Here is a 16,603-nt window from a genome sequence, read left to right as displayed (position 1 = left end):
CTACGTTACTTCTGGGTCCCCGCGTTCGCGGCGGGGAAGACGATAAGAAGCAAGCCCCTTACCCCGTCACTCCCGCGAACGCGGGACGCGGCTCTATCGCGAACAGCGCTTGCGCTGGCCCGAAGGGGAATGGCCCAAAAAGTCATTTGCGCCCGTAGAAAACAGCCCGCAAAAATCGCAGGCAAAGAAAAACCCCGCCTTGCGGGCGGGGTTTTGCAGACCGATATCCTGACGTCCGTGCTGGCCACCATCCGTGGTGGAATCCCTTTCTTTCCGTTTTGTCGTTGGCGCTTCCTGCGCAATGTCCTGACTGGTTGTTAGATTACCCACCGAACCAAGCACTCGGTAGACGCCAAATGACACCGCGCCTTGTAAGCCTAGGCTTACAAGGCTGTTATTTCGCTGAAACGAAAAAGCCCCGCCGAGGCGGGGCATTCTCGTGCAGCGCTCGCTTAGAACTGCGCGGCGTCCAGCAGGTACAGCGATTCGCTGCCGGCTTTCACCGAGGCGCTCAGCGAGTGGATACGCGGCAGCAGGCGGGCGAAGTAGAAACGCGCGGTGCCCAGCTTGGTGGCGTAGAACTCGTCCTGGCCTTCCTTGCCCAGCGAGGCGCGGGCCATCAGCGCCCACATGTAGGCGTAGGCGGTGTAGCCGAAGACCTGCAGGTATTCGACCGACGCGGCGCCGATCTCGTTGGGGTTGCCCTTGGCGCGGTCCAGTACCCAGGCGGTCAGTTCTTCCAGGTTCTGCACGGCGGCGTTCAGCGGGCCGGTGAACTCGGCCAGCTCGGCAGCGGCCGAAGCGGTGAAGGCGCGGATCTCGTCGGTGAAGTGCTTGGCGAAGGCGCCACCGCTGCCGACGATCTTGCGGCCCATCAGGTCCAGCGCCTGGATGCCGTTGGTGCCTTCGTAGATCTGGGTGATGCGGCAATCGCGCACCAGTTGCTCCTGGCCCCACTCGCGGATGAAGCCGTGGCCGCCGAAGATCTGCTGGCCGTGGACGGTGGTTTCCAGGCCCATGTCGGTGAGGAAGGCCTTGGCCACCGGAGTCAGCAGGGCGACCAGCTCTTCGGCGCGCTTGCGCGTGGCCGGCTCTTCGCTGTACTTGGCGGTGTCCAGCTGCATGGCGACATAGCTGGAGAAGGCGCGACCGCCCTCGTTCAGCGCTTTCATGGTCAGCAGCATGCGGCGCACGTCCGGGTGGACGATGATCGGGTCGGCGGCTTTGTCCTGGGCTACCGGGCCGGTCGGCGCGCGGCTCTGGATACGCTCGCGGGCGTATTCCACGGCGCTCTGGTAGGAGCGCTCGCCGGTCGCCAGGCCCTGGATGCCAACGCCCAGGCGCTCGTAGTTCATCATGGTGAACATGGCCGCCAGGCCCTTGTTCGGCGCATCGACGATCCAGCCGGTGGCGCCGTCGAAGTTCATCACGCAGGTGGCGGACGCCTTGATGCCCATCTTGTGTTCGATGGAGCCGCAGGAAACGGCGTTGCGCTCACCGAGCGAGCCGTCGTCGTTGACCATCACCTTCGGCACCAGGAACAGCGAGATGCCCTTGGAGCCGGCCGGCGCGTCGGGCAGCTTGGCCAGCACCAGGTGGACGATGTTCTCGGTCAGGTCGTGCTCGCCGCCGGTAATGAATATCTTGGTGCCGCTGATCTTGTAGCTGCCGTCGGCCTGGGGCTCGGCCTTGGTGCGGATCATGCCCAGGTCGGTGCCGGCGTGGGGTTCGGTCAGGCACATGGAACCGGCCCAGGTGCCGGCGTACATGTTCGGCAGGTACTTGGCCTTGAGTGCTTCGCTGGCGTGGTTGAGCAGCGACAGGCAAGCGCCGGCGGTCAGCATCGGGTACAGGCCGAAGGACAGGTTGGCCGCGTTGACCATCTCCTCGACCTGCGCGCCGATCACCTTGGGCATGCCCATGCCGCCGAATTCCGGGTCGCCGCCCACGCCCACCCAGCCGCCTTCGGCGTAGGTGCGATAGGCCTCGGGGAAGCCGGCCGGGGTCTTCACGCCTTCGGCGCTCCAGCTGCAGCCTTCTTCGTCGCCGCTACGGTTCAGCGGGGCGATCACGCCCGCGGTGACCTTGCCGGCTTCTTCGAGGATGGCGTTGGCGGTTTCGACGTCTACCGTCTCGGCCAGGCCGGGCAGTTGTGCCCAGAGGTTGCCCACCTCGAAGACTTCGTTGAGGACGAACTGCATGTCGCGCAGGGGTGCTTTGTAGTCAGCCACGATCGGATTCCTCTAGCGAACAGCGGCTGAACGGGCAGCCAGCAAAAACGGGATGATTCGTACGCAATGGTGCGCTGCCGGAGTCTACTCCAACACCGCTTCAGGTTTGTAGCGCCATGATATGACCATTTATCTAATTCCAGTCACAAAATTGTGCACTGCAAAATGCAGGAACGAACAGGCCCCCGGTATCAGCGGGGGCCTGTCGGGAATGCGCTGACGCCTTAGAGCGCGAACTGCTCGGCAGACAGGCGCATAAGGCTTTCGCCACCGGCCTCCACAGCCGCCTTGTGCGCTGCGGCGCGCGGCAGCAGGCGGGCGAAGTAGAAGTCAGCAGTGGCCAGCTTGGCCTGGTAGAAATCCGCTTCGCCGTTGCCCGCCTCCAGCTTCTGCTGGGCGACGAGGGCCATGCGCAGCCAGAAGTAGCCGAGGGTGATGTAGCCGGAGAACATCAGGTAGTCCACGGCCGCGGCGCCGACTTCGTCGGGGTTCTTCATCGCCGCCATGCCGACTTTCTGGGTCAGCTCGCCCCACTGCTTGTTCAGCGCTGCGAGCTGCGCCACCTGGGCCTTCAGCTGCGGGTGTTCGGCGTGTTCCTGGCAGAGCTTGTGGACCAGCTTGGTGAAGCCCATCAGCAGCTTGCCCTGGCTGCCGAGCACCTTGCGGCCGAGCAGGTCGAGGGCCTGGATGCCATTGGTGCCTTCGTAGATCGGGGCGATGCGGCAGTCCCGAACCAGCTGCTCCATGCCCCACTCGCGGATGAAGCCGTGGCCGCCGAACACCTGCATGCCCAGGTTGGTGGCTTCCAGGCCGGTCTCGGTCATGAAGGCCTTGCAGATCGGGGTGAGGAAGGCCAGCAGGTTGGCCGCCTGCTCGCGTTCTTCGGCGCTTTCGGCGAGGTGCTCGACGTCCAGCAGCTGCGCGGTGAAGTAGGCCAGCGCGCGGTTGCCTTCGTTGAACGCCTTCATGGTCAGCAGCATGCGGCGCACGTCCGGGTGGACGATGATCGGGTCGGCCGGTTTGTCCGGCGCCTTCGGACCGGTCAGGGCGCGCATCTGCAGCCGGTCGCGGGCGTATTTCACGGCGCCCTGGTAGCTGGTCTCGCCGAGGCACAGGCCCTGCATCCCGGTGCCCAGGCGCGCGTGGTTCATCATGGTGAACATGCAGGCCAGGCCCTTGTTGGCCTCGCCGATCAGGTAGCCGGTGGCGCCGTCGAAGTTCATCACGCAGGTGGCCGAGGCCTTGATGCCCATCTTGTGCTCGATGGAGCCGCAGGAGACGGCATTGCGCGCACCGGCCTCGCCGGCGGCATCGAGGGTGAACTTCGGCACGATGAACAGCGAGATGCCCTTGGTGCCGGCCGGCGCGTCGGGCAGCTTGGCGAGCACCAGGTGGATGATGTTCTCGCTCATGTCGTGCTCGCCGGCGGAAATGAAGATCTTGGTGCCGCTGATCGCGTAGCTGCCGTCGGCATTGGGCACGGCGCGGGTCTTGATGATGCCGAGGTCGGTGCCGCAGTGCGGCTCGGTCAGGCACATGGTGCCGGTCCAGGTGCCGGCGGTCATGCGCGGCAGGTAGGCGTTCTTCTGCTCGGCGGTGCCGTGGGCGTGGATGGCGGCCATGGCGCCGCGGGTCAGGCCCGGGTACATGCCCCAGGAGCAGTTGGAGGCGCCGATCATCTCGCTGACCAGCAGGCCGAGCGACGGCGGCAGGCCCTGGCCACCGTATTCGGGGTCGGCGGACACGCCGTTCCAGCCACCTTCGACGTACTGCGCATAGGCTTCCTTGAAGCCCTTGGGCGTGGTCACCACGCCGTTGTCGAAGTGGCAGCCCTCTTCGTCGCCGGAGCGATTGAGCGGCGCCAGCACCTGCTCGCAGAACTTGGCGCCCTCTTCGAGGATCGCCGAAACCATGTCCGGACTGGCATCGGTCGCGCCCAGCGCCTGGTAGCCGCCGGCGAAATCGAAGACTTCGTCGATCAGGAAACGCACATCACGCAGGGGGGCCTTGTAATCGGGCATGGCAGTTCTCCAGTCGGTACCGCGCCAGAACGGCGCGCGAAAGGTCTGAACCTACTGTGCTCCGGAAACTACAGGCAATCACCCTGCATGCGATGAATGCGCGACCATAACCCGCCGCCGCATCAGGCCGTGCGCACCGCGCCGCGACGGCTCTTGCCGTGCACCGAGACGCGGTTGCGGCCGCCGCTCTTGGCCGCATAGAGCGCCTGGTCGGCAGACTTGACCACCTCCTCCGGGGTGCGCTGTTCGGCGTCGCGTTCGGCCACTCCGATGCTGATGGTCACGCTGATCGCCTGGCTGCTCTGCCCGCGCCGCTGGCTGCGGCCCTGGCGGTCGTCGCCGGGGCGCGAACCACGGTCGCGCAGTTGCATGGCGTAGCCCTCGATCATCTGGCGAATGTCTTCCAGGTGCGGCAGGCAGGCTTCCATCGACTTGCCCGGGAAGACCAGGGTGAATTCCTCGCCACCGTAGCGATACCCCTCCCCCCCCCCGCCGATCTTGCGCAGGCGGCTGGCGACCATGCGCAGCACCTGGTCGCCGACGTCGTGGCCATAGGTGTCGTTGCAGCGCTTGAAGTGGTCGACGTCGACCATCGCCAGCACGTACTGCTGGCCGAGGCGCTGGAAGCGCTCGTTGAGCGCGCGGCGTCCGGGCAAGCCGGTGAGTTCATCGCGGAAGGCCATCAGGTAGGCCTCGTGGGCCACCGCCGCGGTGAGGTTGAACATCACCAGGCTGCTCATCGCGTGCAGCGCGTAGGGCAACAGGAAGACCTTGGGCAGCATCCACAACAGGCCGAACAGACCGAGCAACTGCGCGGCATGCAACGGCCTTGGCTGGCGCAGATAGCTGGTCAGCAGTAAGCCGAAGGCCAGCAGGAACGCCAGGTACGACAGCTGCGCCAGGACCATCCAGTGGACCTGCAGGGACGGCCAGTAGACGCTGCTGACCAGGTCGAGCAAACCCTGGGGAAAGCTGCGCGACAGCCCGGTGGCCAGTGCGGCGACAGCCGCCAGCACGGCGCCGCGGGCGAACATGTCCTGCAGCAGGTGGGTACGCTCCTGCCAGATGCCATACAGCCCGTAGAGCAGCGGCAACAACAGGCAGACCAGGTGATAGACCTGCGGCGCATCGGCGCGCGGCGCTCCCGTATCGCGGTAGAAATCGACCTGCGTGTCGAGCAGGAAGTAGCCGATGTACACCACCGCCAGCATGAACAGCTGGCGCTGCCGTCCGTAGATCAGGCAGAGGGCGCCGCCGAGCAGCAGGAGCACGGTTGGCAGGACGTTGAACAAAGAGAAGAAGAACTCGTTCATCGCCGGCAAGGAGCCCGCAACCAGGCCTGCCGGCAGGAACAGCAAGGGCGCGAGAAAATGACTGGGCCGGTAACGGGCAAGTGCGAGCACGAAGGAATCCAGGAGTGGGCCGACGCCTCTTCGCGGGCGCGCGGCAAAGTGGCCCAATGATGGCATTTAATCGCTTGCACTGCTTGTCGGGGCGCACAAAAAAGCCCGCCGGAGGCGGGCTTTTGCACTGGGGAGAGGCCGGGTCGCCCCGGCCTAGCCATCAGTAACCGAGGGCGAAATCTTCCTCGGCCAGGTCCATCAGGTTGCTGGCGCCGGACAGCATGGAACCGACATGCGCGCGGGTACGCGGCAGGATGCGCTGGAAGTAGAAGCGCGCGGTCTTCAGCTTGGCCTCGTAGAAGGCGACTTCGCTGGTGCCGGCAGCCAGTTTCTCGGCAGCCAGGCGCGCCATGTCGGCCCAGAAGTAGGCCAGGCAGGCGTAGCCGGAGTACATCAGGTAGTCGACCGAAGCGGCACCGACTTCCTCGCGATCCTTCATGGCAGCCATGCCGACCTTCATGGTCAGCTCGCCCCACTCCTTGTTCAGCGCAGCCAGCGGTGCGACGAATTCCTTGACGGCTTCGTTGCCTTCGTTGGCCTGGCAGAACTTGTGCACGATCTTGGTGAAGCCCTTGAGCGCCTCGCCCTGGGTCATCAGGATCTTGCGGCCCAGCAGGTCCAGCGCCTGGACGCCGGTGGTGCCTTCGTACAGGCAGGAGATACGGCTGTCACGCACGTTCTGCTCCATGCCGTGCTCGGCGATGAAGCCGTGGCCACCGAAGATCTGCACGCCATGGTTGGCGGCTTCGAAACCGACTTCGGTCATGAACGCCTTGGCGATCGGCGTGAGGAAGGCCAGCATCGCATCGGCGGCTTTCTTCTGCTCTTCGTCCTGGCTGCGCTGCACGATGTCGACCTGCTTGGCAGCGAAGTACAGCATGGCGCGGTTGCCTTCGGCGAAGGCCTTCATGGTCAGCAGCATGCGGCGCACGTCCGGATGCACGATGATCGGGTCGGCGGCCTTTTCCGGGGCTTTCGGGCCAGTCAGCGAACGCATTTGCAGACGCTCGCGAGCGTAGGCGATGCCACCCTGGAAACCGATTTCGGCGTGGGCCAGGCCTTGCAGCGCGGTACCCAGGCGAGCGGTGTTCATGAAGGTGAACATGCAGTTCAGGCCCTTGTTCGGCGGGCCGATCAGGAAGCCGGTAGCGGCGTCGAAGTTCATCACGCAGGTAGCGTTGCCGTGGATGCCCATCTTGTGTTCGAGCGAGCCACAGGAAACGGCGTTGCGCTCACCTACGCCGCCTTCGGCGTTGGGCAGGAACTTCGGCACGATGAACAGCGAGATGCCCTTGGTGCCTTGCGGGGCGTCGGGCAGGCGGGCCAGCACGATGTGGACGATGTTGTCGGCCATGTCGTGTTCACCAGCGGAGATGAAGATCTTGGTGCCGGTGACCTTGTAGGTGCCGTCAGCCTGAGGCTCGGCCTTGGTGCGCAGCATGCCCAGGTCGGTGCCGCAATGCGGCTCGGTCAGGCACATGGTGCCGGTCCATTCGCCGGAAACCAGTTTGGTCAGGTAGGTCTGCTGCTGCTCGGGAGTGCCGTGGGCGTGCAGGGTGTTCATGGCACCGTGGGACAGGCCCGGGTACATGCCCCAGGACCAGTTGGCTTGGCCGACCATCTCGCTGATGGCCATGCCCAGGGACTCCGGCAGGCCCTGGCCGCCGTGCTCGACGTCGTGGGCCAGGCTCGGCCAGCCGCCTTCGACGAACTGCTTGTAGGCCTCTTTGAAGCCGGTCGGGGTCTTAACGCCTTCCGGGCTCCACTGGCAGCCTTCCAGGTCGCCGACGCGGTTCAGCGGAGCGATCACTTGTTCGCAGAACTTGGCACCCTCTTCGAGGATGGCATTCACCATGTCCGGCGTGGCGTCCTGGGCGCCCGGCAGGTTCTGGTAGTGCGCTTCGTAGCCCAGCAGCTCGTCGCGAACGAAACGGATATCACGCAAGGGGGCCTTGTAATCAGGCATAGCGGTAAACCTCTACGAAGGGTTCTGGTTAATGGGCGACCGCTCGTTCGGTCGCTGTGCGGGAGCGTTCCCGGCCGCCCAGTCGATGCGCGTCCGCGCCCCGACTCTCAAACAGGCGTTTGAAACATACGTTTACGCCAAAACCTTGTCAAGCGCGCAGACCGACCACCCGGTCACGCTCGCGAGCGCGCGTCAGAGCGCCGCCCGGCAAGGGTTTCTGAGAAACAAGTAAAGCGCAGGGCAAGGGCCTCGGTAAGCGAGTGGCCTACCGAAATGCAGAAATTACTGAAGGGAGATTCTGAAGGGCTACGAAACGTCAGACGCTGATGTCGATCAGCGTCCCGAGGGTCTGGTCAGCCACCTGCAGGGTGCGGCTGTTGGCCAGGGCGGCGTACTTGGCCTGTTGCATATCGACGAGCGGCGCGGTCAGGTCATCGCCGCTGGAAGCAGCCGGCTGCGCGGCGACCCGGGACGCAGCACGGTCGACCTGCTGCAGGCTTCTGTTCAGACCCTGCAGACCGGTGCTGAATGCGTTACCGGAGATTTCCATGCTGTTCACTCGTCGAAGGTGAGACCCGGCTGATATTCAAGCAGGATCTCCAATGATATTCAAAGGCCATCAGTCAGGCAGGTCGAGAATTCCCAGGTCGAGGTGGGAGGCCACGGCGAGCGAAGACGGTGCGGATAGGCGCGGCACGCGACCGATGCAGGGCGCCGGCAGGCGTTCGGCGAGGGTCGCGAGGTTTTCTTCCAGGCGCGAGGTGTGCGGGTCGACGATGTTGGCGACCCAGCCTGCCAGTTGCAGGCCATCGCGCAGGATCGCTTCGGCGCTGAGCACCGCATGGTTGATGCAGCCCAGGCGCACGCCGACCACCAGGATCACCGGCAGCCCGAGCGCGATGGCCAGGTCCGACAGGCTCTCTTCGCCCGCCAGCGGCACGCGCCAGCCACCTGCGCCTTCCACCACGGTGAATTCGGCACCTTTGGCCAGCACATGGCGCACCGGGCCGATCAGGGTTTCCGCGCTCAGCGCCACGCCGACTTCGCGTGCCGCCAGGTGCGGTGCGATGGCCGGCGCGAAGGCGAAGGGATTCACCTCTTCATAGCTCAGCGGCAGGGTGCATTCGTCCAGCAGCGCCAGCGCGTCGCTGTTGCGCAGGCCTTCGGGGCGGCGCTCGCAACCGGAGGCCACCGGCTTGGCCGCCGCCGTCGACAGCCCGGCCTGGCGGGCGGCCTGCAGCAGGCCGCAGGCGATGGTGGTCTTGCCGATTTCGGTGTCGGTGCCGGTGATGAAATACGCGTGGGACATGGAATTCCTCAAACAACAATCGCAAGAGCGAGCTAGCGCGCGCCTACGTAGATCAAGCGGGTTTGCGCAGGACGGCGTGAACCACCCTGTAGGTTGCCGGCAGGCCCTCGGGCTGACGGAATTGTTCGTAGGCGTCGATCAGCGCACGCACCCGGGCTCGACCAGTAAGGCCACCAGGGCGCCCCGGGTTGAGGTTGTGCGCGCCTAGCGCCTTGAGTTCGTGGGTCAGGCTGCGCAGGTCGGGGAAGTGCAGCACGCGGTCTTCGGTGAAGAGTTCGAGCACTTCCAATCCGCTGGCAGCGCACTGCGCCTGGTACCCGGCGAACTCGCGGAAGCGGTTCACATGGACGAAGCCGTCCACCGCCTGCCAACTGGCGCGCAGCTCGCCGAGGGTGCCGACGCACAGGCTGCTGAAGGCGAACACCCCGCCGCCGCGCAGGACCCGTCGCGCCTCGCCCAGCACCGCGCCCAGGTTGGCGCACCACTGGATGGCGAGGCTGGAGAACAGCAGGTCGCAGCAGCCTTCGCGCAGCGGCAGGCGCTCGGCGTCCCCGCCGACGAAGGCGCGCGCACCGCCGCGCTCGCGGGCGAAACGCAGCATGCCCTCGGCGATATCCACGGCCACCCCTTCGGCAGCCGCGAAGCGCTGCTCCAGGGCCCGGCTGAAGTAGCCGGTGCCGCAGCCCAGGTCGATCCAGCGCTGCGGCGCCAGGTCGGCCGGCACGCGTTCGAGCAGGCTGTCGCCTACTCCGCGCTGCAGTTCGGCGACCGCATCGTAGCTGGCGGCCGCGCGGGAGAAGGATGCAGCGACCTGGCGCTTGTCGGGCAGCACGCCATCGGCCGGTAACTCAGACATCGTCACCCTCGTGAATGAATTGCAGGATGGCCGCGGCCACCTCGTCCGGGCGCTCCAGCGGCAGCCCGTGGCTGGCGCCTTCGATGACGCTGACTTCCACGTCCGGCAGCCACTCCAGCAGCGCCTCGGCGGCGCGGGCCGGCACCAGCGCGTCGTTGCCGGCGAACAGGTGCAGTTGCGGGCCGGGATAGCGGCTCAGCGCGCCACGGGTGTCCAGGCTGCCGAGCAGTTGCAGGCCGGCGGACAGCGCCTCGACCTGCGGCGCCGGCATGGCCACCTGCAGCTGCCGCGCCAGGGTGCGGGCATCGCGGGCGCCCTGGCTGACCAGCAGGGTGAAGCGCTTGAGGGTCAGTTCGGGCTCCAGCAGGAAGGCTTCGAAGAAGTCCTCGAAGACGGTATTGGGCATGGCGTAAGCCCAGTCGTCACGCTGGCGGAAACTGGCGTTGGCGGCGCAGGTGATGAGCCCACGGCAGGACTCGCCGCGGCGCGCGGCCAGTTCGGCGGCGAGCATGCCGCCGAGAGACCAGCCGGCCAGCCAGGCGTCGCGCGGCACTTCGTCGTCGAGGCTGTCCAGCCAGGTCGCGGCGTCGCCATCCGCCGGCAGCGGCTCGATATGCACGGCCAGGTGCGGCGCCTGCTCGCGCAGCGCATCGCACAGCGGCTCCAGCGGCGCGCTGCCCAGGCCCCAGCCTGGCAGCAGGATCAGTTGGTCACGCATCGTCGCCCTCCTCCGCATCGATTTCCGCCAGCAGGCTGCTCGAAACCTGCCGCCAGCTCTGCTCCAGCGCTTCGAGCAGGCGGTCGACCTGCGCCTCGCTGTGGCTGGCGCTCAGGGTCACGCGCAGGCGGGCGCTGCCAGCCGGCACGGTCGGCGGACGGATGGCGCCGACCAGGATGCCGTGGTCGCGCAGCGCGGCTGACAGCGCGAGGGCCCTGGGGCGGGGCGCCTGCCGCCGATGAGGATCGGCTGGATCGGCGTGGCGCTGTCCATCAGGGTCAGGCCGATGGCTTCGGCGCCCCGGCGGAAGCGCTCGATCAGCACGCGCAGGTGCTCGCGGCGCCAGCTTTCGCTGCGCAGCAACTCCAGGCTCTTCAGCGTCGCGCAGGCCACCGCCGGCGGTTGGCTGGTGGTGTAGATGTACGGGCGGGCGAACTGGATCAGGGTCTCGATCAGCTCTTCGCTGCCGGCGACGAAAGCACCGGCCGTGCCGAAAGCCTTGCCCAGGGTGCCGACCAGCACGGGCACGTCTTCCTGGCTGAGGCCGAAGTGCTCGACGATGCCGCCGCCGTTTTCGCCCAGCGGGCCGAAGCCGTGGGCATCGTCGACCATCACCCAGGCGCCATGGCGTTTCGCCTCGGCACAGAGCGCGGGCAGGTCGGCGAGGTCGCCGTCCATGCTGAACACGCCGTCGGTGACCACCAGGGTGTTGCCCTCGGCCTTGCCGAGGCGCGACGCGAGGCTGGCCGCATCGTTGTGCAGGTACCGCGAGAAGCGCGCTCCACTCAGCAGGCCAGCGTCCAGCAGGGAGGCATGGTTGAGGCGGTCTTCCAGGACGGTGTCGCCCTTGCCGACCAGCGCCGTCACCGCGCCCAGGTTGGCCATGTAGCCGGTGGAGAACAGCAATGCGCGCGGTCGCCCGGTGAATTCGGCGAGCGCCAGCTCCAGTTCGTGGTGCGGGCCGCAATGGCCGTTGACCAGGTGCGAAGCGCCACCGCCCACGCCCCAGCGTTCGGCGCCGTCACGCAGCGCAGCGATCACTTCGGGATGATTGGCCAGGCCCAGGTAGTCGTTGGAACAGAAGGCCAGCATCGGCCGGCCGTCGAGGCGCACCAGCGGCCCCTGCGGCGATTCCAGCAGCGGGCGCTGGCGGTAGAGATCGTCCGCCTTGCGCTGGGCAAGACGGGCGGAGAGATCGAAGGACATGCGCAACCCCTTAGCTTCCGTCCGGAAGCCACTCTGTAGGAGCGAGCTTGCTCGCGAATCAGCCCCGCTGCAGGACCTTCGCGAGCAGGCTCGCTCCTACAAAGAAAAGCAGATCAAACCGAGGCGGCGTTGTAGAACAGCTGCGAGTCGCGTTGCTCAACCAGCGCCTGCTCGATGGCAGCCTGGTGCACTTCGTCGGCGTGCTCTTCACGCTCTTCGGGCTTGATGCCGAGGCGGGCGAACAGCTGCATGTCCTTCTCGGCCTGCGGGTTCTTGGTGGTCAGCAGTTTCTCGCCGTAGAAGATCGAGTTGGCGCCGGCCATGAAGGCCAGGGCCTGCATCTGCTCGTTCATCTGCTCGCGGCCGGCGGACAGGCGCACGTGGGATTTCGGCATCATGATCCGGGCCACGGCCAGGGTGCGGATGAAGTCGAACGGATCGACATCCTTCTCTTCGGCCAGCGGGGTGCCCTTGACCTTGACCAGCATGTTGATCGGTACGGATTCCGGGTGCTCCGGCAGGTTGGCCAGCTGGATCAGCAGGCCGGCGCGGTCGTCCACCGACTCGCCCATGCCGAGGATGCCGCCGGAGCAGATCTTCATCCCCGCCTCGCGCACGTAGGCCAGGGTCTGCAGGCGCTCGCTGTAGGTACGGGTGGTGATGATGTTGCCGTAGAACTCCGGCGAGGTGTCGAGGTTGTGGTTGTAGTAGTCCAGGCCGGCTTCGGCCAGCGCCTGGGTCTGTTCCTGGTCCAGGCGACCGAGGGTCATGCAGGTTTCCAGGCCGAGCTTCTTGACGCCTTTCACCATCTCCAGGACATAGGGCATGTCCTTGGCCGACGGGTGCTTCCAGGCCGCGCCCATGCAGAAGCGGGTGGAGCCGATGGCCTTGGCCTCGGCGGCCGCCTCCAGCACCTTCTGCACTTCCATCAGTTTTTCCTTGTCCAGGCCGGTGTTGTAGTGGCCGGACTGCGGGCAGTACTTGCAGTCTTCCGGGCAGGCGCCGGTCTTGATCGACAGCAGGGTCGAGACCTGCACGCGGTTCGGATCGAAGTGCGCCCGGTGCACCGTCTGCGCCTGGAACAGCAGGTCATTGAAGGGCTGCTCGAAGAGCGCGCGGACCTCGGCGAGAGTCCAGTCATGACGGGTGGCGACGGATGCGGTTGCACTCATGGGGAAAATCCTTGGACGCTGGAGGGCGCCTCGTTGTTCTCGGACAGCACGCGGGGCGCGCGACGGATCAGGCTTTCGAGGCATCATATGTAAGCCTTGGTCGCTGTCAACCAAGTTAAAGTCACAGGTCGACAAGTGATCAAATATTGATCACTTACTGATTGACCTGAAGGCAATCCGCCACCTCACCACCAGCATCGATCGGGAACCCCAGGCACCCATGGCAACAGAAGGCGTCTTCGACTGGCTCGGCCAGACTGTCGGCAAGATCATCCGCTTCCTCGTCGAATTCCTCTCCGGGTTCCTCGGCATGATCTGGGGCGCCATGGACGCGTTCCTCCACGGTATGGCCAAGGCCATCGGCATGGACGTCTCGATCTTCAGCTTCGTCCTACTCTTCGTCGGCCTGCTGCTTCTCTACAGTGGCGTCCGCGCCCTGCTGCGGCGCTCGATCTTCGGCGGGCTGATACTCACCTTCCTCGGGCTCATCGTGATGAGCTGGCTGATCCACTGAGTCTCCCGCCGCCTCCCACCCGCCAGGAGGCCGCGGATGCACTTCTCTCGACTCATCGGGCGCTTGCGCCCACGCTGGACCTTCCCGCGCCCGGACTGCCTGCTCTGCGGCGGCGTCGCACACGGCTCCGACCTGCCGCTGTGCGCGGGCTGCGAGGCGGACCTGCCCTGGCTTAGCGGGCGTTGCCCGCGCTGCGCGCTGCCGCTGCCGACCCAGGGTCTGGACTGCGGCGGCTGCCTGCGCCGACCACCGGCGTTCGCCCACACCGAGGCGCCCTGGCACTACGGGTTTCCCCTCGACAGCCTGATCCCCGCCTTCAAGCACCACGGCGATCGACCGATGGGCCGTCTGCTCGGCAGCCTGCTCGCGCGGCATCTGCAGCATTCCTACAGCGAGGGCCTGGCGGTTCCGGACCTGCTGCTGCCGGTGCCGTGTTGGTCCGCCCGCCGTCAGCGCCAGCGTGGGTTCAACCAGGCGCAACTGCTCGCCCGCTGGCTGGCCCGCGACCTGCGGCTGGCCTACGCCGATCCGCTGCGCCGGGTCCTGGACACCCCGCCACAGCAAGGCCTGGACGCAGCGGCCCGCAAGCGCAACCTGCGCCATGCTTTCACTGTGGATAACCCGGCCTCCCTGCGCGGTCGCCACCTGGCGCTGGTGGACGACGTGCTCACCACCGGCACTACCGCCGACACCCTTTCAGCCCTGCTGCTGCGGGCCGGGGCCCGGCGGGTCGACGTCTACTGCCTGGCGCGCACGCCCAAGCCGGGCTGACTCGACCGGCGCACACGCCCGGCGGATTCCGCTTGCCTTTTCCCGACGAGCGCACCAGCCTCGCCTGATTCCAACGCCAATAAAAACGATGTCCATGACCACCCTCAGCCTGCTGACCCAGCACGTCACCCGCCGCCCGCAACGCATCGCCCTGCTCGCCCAGATCGCCCTGCTCGGTTCCATCACCCAGGCCGCCAAGGCTGCCGGCATGAGCTACAAGACCGCCTGGGATGCGGTGGACGAGCTCAACAACCTGGCCGAGCGTCCGCTGGTGGAGCGCAGTGTCGGCGGCAAGGGCGGCGGCGGCGCGCGCCTGACCCCGGCCGGCGAACGCCTGCTGGCGCTCTACCAGCGCCTGGAGGTGCTGCGCGAGCGGATGCTCGAGTCAGTCGAGCAGGAAGAGGACCTGGAGCTGATCGGCCGCCTGATGATGCGCACCAGCGCGCGCAACCAGCTGCACGGGCGCGTCTGCGGCATCGAGGAGCAAGGCCTGAACGACCTGATCACCATCGAACTCCCTGGTGGCGCCCACATCCGCGCGAGGGTTACTCGCGAGAGCACCGAGAAGCTGGAGCTGGGCGACGGTCGGCCGGTGATCGCGCTGATGAAGGCCGGCTGGCTCTACGTCGACCTGCCGAAGATCGAATGTCCCCAAGGACTCAACGCGCTGGAGGGGCGTATCGAAGAAATCCGCGAGTCCGGCGACGGCCCCTGCGAAGTCCGCATCCAGCTGCCCAGCGGCCAGACGCTGTGTGCGCTGGTCGACCAGGAGCGCATCGACATCCTGCGCCTGGCCCCCGGCGACACCGTGCGCGCGCAGTTCTCCCCGGCCCAGGTGATCCTCGGCACCCCGCTCTGAAAAAAGCCTGCCGCATGTCAATGGAGGCCCGAGGGATCGGCGTTTCAATGCGCCAATCCCACTTGCCACCGGAGCCGCGCCATGCGCCTTCCCACCCTCCTCTGCCTGAGCCTGCTGGCCTTGCCTGGCCTGTCGCAGGCCACCCCTGACGTCCTGCGCGTCGCCAGCGCCCACCAACCCATGCCGCTGCTGGAACGCCTGGTGGACCAGTACCAGCTGGACACCGGCAACAAGGTGCTGCTCATCGAGGGCAATGACACCGAGTTGGGCGGGGAAATCGCCCAGGGTGCCGCCTTCGACATGTTCTTCCCGGATGACCAGGCAGCTGCCGCGCAACTGCACGCCAATGGGCGCGGAGAAGCCCCCGCCACCTACGCCTGTGACGCACAGGCGCGGCGATACCTGGTGCTGGTCGAAGGCCCCCGTCACGCATTGGCCGAGCGCTTCATCGTCTACCTGCGCCAGCATCCGGAGGCACTGCGCCAGGCCGGCTACGCGCTGCCCGGGGAAGGTAGCTGCATGCGCTGAGGCGAGAGGGTTCGGCAAGTGGCGGAGGGCCGCGTAGACTAGAGGGCCGCTCAACCTTCGGACGCCCGCCATGTCGCACCCCTTCTCCGCCCTCACCCCCGACCTGGTCCTCGATGCGGTGGAGAGCCTCGGTTACCTCAGCGATGCCCGCGTCCTGGCGCTGAACAGCTACGAGAACCGCGTCTACCAGGTCGGCATCGAAGGCGAGCAGCCGCTGATCGCCAAGTTCTACCGCCCCGGCCGCTGGAGCGACGAGGCCATCCGCGAGGAGCACGCCTTCAGCGCCGAGCTGGAAGAATGCGAGGTGCCGGTAGTGGCACCGCTGAACCGCGATGGCGAAACCCTCTTCGAATTCGCCGGTTTCCGCTTCGCCCTCTTCCCCCGCCGCGGCGGCCGCGCCCCGGAGCCGGGCAACCTCGACCAGCTCTACCGCCTCGGTCAGTTGCTCGGTCGCCTGCACGCGGTGGGTGCGACGCGCCCCTTCGCCCACCGCGAAAGCCTGACGGTGGATAACTTCGGCCATGAATCCCTGGCCACCCTGCTGAACGGCAACTTCGTGCCGAAGAGCCTTCTGCCAGCCTACGAATCGGTGGCGCGCGACCTGCTCAAGCGCCTCGACAGCCTGTTCGCCGAGAATCGCTACACGCCGATCCGCCTGCATGGCGACCTGCACCCGGGCAACCTGCTGTGCCGCGACGACGTCTATCACATGGTCGACCTCGACGATTGCCGCATGGGGCCGGCCGTGCAGGACCTGTGGATGATGCTGGCCGGCGAGCGCCATGAGCGCCTGGGGCAGCTTTCCGAGCTGATCGACGGCTACCAGGAATTCCACGACTTCGATGCCCGCGAGCTGCCGCTCATCGAAGGCCTGCGCGCCCTGCGCCTGATGCACTACAGCGCCTGGCTGGCGCGCCGCTGGGACGACCCGGCGTTCCCGCCGAGCTTCCCCTGGTTCGGCAGCGAGCGTTACTGGGGCGAGCAGGTGCTGGTGCTGCGCGAGCAACTGGCGGCGCTGGATGAGGAGCCGTTGCGGCTGTTTTGAACGC

The 16,603-nt window shown here is 66.6% G+C and carries 14 protein-coding genes and 1 pseudogene; 5 read left to right on the top strand and 10 right to left on the bottom strand.

The window, feature by feature from the left end:
• Positions 1-452: 452 nt before the first annotated feature.
• The 10 genes and pseudogenes from PKB_RS02550 to bioB all read right to left on the bottom strand — a co-directional run bounded on the left by PKB_RS02550 (position 453) and on the right by bioB (position 12,882).
• The gene (locus PKB_RS02550; RefSeq protein ID WP_043248786.1) at positions 453-2,231 is read right to left on the bottom strand and encodes an acyl-CoA dehydrogenase C-terminal domain-containing protein; all 1,779 of its coding nucleotides are present in this window, start codon (positions 2,229-2,231) and stop codon (positions 453-455) included.
• Positions 2,232-2,455: 224 nt separating this feature from the next.
• A complete protein-coding gene (locus PKB_RS02545) occupies positions 2,456-4,252 on the bottom strand; it encodes an acyl-CoA dehydrogenase C-terminal domain-containing protein (RefSeq protein WP_043248784.1) in 1,797 nt (598 codons plus the stop codon).
• A gap of 122 nt (positions 4,253-4,374) precedes the next feature.
• A complete protein-coding gene (locus PKB_RS02540; RefSeq protein WP_043248782.1) occupies positions 4,375-5,655 on the bottom strand; it encodes a GGDEF domain-containing protein in 1,281 nt (426 codons plus the stop codon).
• 160 nt (positions 5,656-5,815) lie between these two features.
• On the bottom strand, positions 5,816-7,621 hold the full coding sequence (locus PKB_RS02535) for a phenylacyl-CoA dehydrogenase (RefSeq protein ID WP_043248779.1): 1,806 nt from the start codon (positions 7,619-7,621) through the stop codon (positions 5,816-5,818).
• Positions 7,622-7,937: 316 nt separating this feature from the next.
• Positions 7,938-8,171: a hypothetical protein gene (locus tag PKB_RS02525; protein WP_043248774.1), complete on the bottom strand. Its 234-nt coding sequence runs from the start codon at positions 8,169-8,171 to the stop codon at positions 7,938-7,940.
• A gap of 69 nt (positions 8,172-8,240) precedes the next feature.
• Positions 8,241-8,930, bottom strand: coding sequence for a dethiobiotin synthase (gene bioD, locus PKB_RS02520; protein WP_043248771.1), 690 nt, complete (start codon positions 8,928-8,930; stop codon positions 8,241-8,243).
• A 52-nt stretch (positions 8,931-8,982) separates the two neighbouring features.
• A complete protein-coding gene (bioC, locus tag PKB_RS02515) occupies positions 8,983-9,786 on the bottom strand; it encodes a malonyl-ACP O-methyltransferase BioC (RefSeq protein WP_043248769.1) in 804 nt (267 codons plus the stop codon).
• Positions 9,779-10,504, bottom strand: a complete 726-nt coding sequence (locus PKB_RS02510; protein ID WP_043248767.1) for an alpha/beta fold hydrolase — start codon at positions 10,502-10,504, stop codon at positions 9,779-9,781. The genes bioC and PKB_RS02510 overlap by 8 nt, the downstream gene beginning before the upstream one ends.
• Positions 10,497-11,710, bottom strand: a pseudogene (bioF, locus tag PKB_RS02505) (8-amino-7-oxononanoate synthase). The gene PKB_RS02510 and the pseudogene bioF overlap by 8 nt, the downstream one beginning before the upstream one ends.
• A 113-nt stretch (positions 11,711-11,823) precedes the next feature.
• Entirely contained in the window at positions 11,824-12,882 is a 1,059-nt protein-coding gene (bioB, locus tag PKB_RS02500) for a biotin synthase BioB (protein WP_043248765.1), read from the bottom strand.
• 220 nt (positions 12,883-13,102) lie between these two features.
• On the opposite strand from bioB, the gene PKB_RS02495 reads away from it, so the two are divergent.
• The 5 genes from PKB_RS02495 (at position 13,103) to PKB_RS02475 (ending at position 16,599) form a co-directional block, all read left to right on the top strand.
• A complete protein-coding gene (locus PKB_RS02495; protein ID WP_043248764.1) occupies positions 13,103-13,396 on the top strand; it encodes a hypothetical protein in 294 nt (97 codons plus the stop codon).
• Positions 13,397-13,432: 36 nt separating this feature from the next.
• Complete coding sequence (locus tag PKB_RS02490; RefSeq protein WP_043248763.1) at positions 13,433-14,167, top strand: ComF family protein; 735 nt, start codon at positions 13,433-13,435, stop codon at positions 14,165-14,167.
• A gap of 94 nt (positions 14,168-14,261) precedes the next feature.
• The gene (locus PKB_RS02485) at positions 14,262-15,026 is read left to right on the top strand and encodes a TOBE domain-containing protein (RefSeq protein ID WP_043248762.1); all 765 of its coding nucleotides are present in this window, start codon (positions 14,262-14,264) and stop codon (positions 15,024-15,026) included.
• Positions 15,027-15,107: 81 nt separating this feature from the next.
• Positions 15,108-15,554: a substrate-binding domain-containing protein gene (locus tag PKB_RS02480; RefSeq protein ID WP_052355152.1), complete on the top strand. Its 447-nt coding sequence runs from the start codon at positions 15,108-15,110 to the stop codon at positions 15,552-15,554.
• A 70-nt stretch (positions 15,555-15,624) separates the two neighbouring features.
• Complete coding sequence (locus PKB_RS02475) at positions 15,625-16,599, top strand: serine/threonine protein kinase (protein WP_043248761.1); 975 nt, start codon at positions 15,625-15,627, stop codon at positions 16,597-16,599.
• Positions 16,600-16,603: the final 4 nt, after the last annotated feature.

The sequence above is a fragment of the Pseudomonas knackmussii B13 genome (genome assembly GCF_000689415.1).
GTDB lineage: Bacteria > Pseudomonadota > Gammaproteobacteria > Pseudomonadales > Pseudomonadaceae > Pseudomonas > Pseudomonas knackmussii.
Note: the sequence above shows the minus strand (reverse complement) of the source record. Positions and strands in the feature narration are given on the sequence as shown.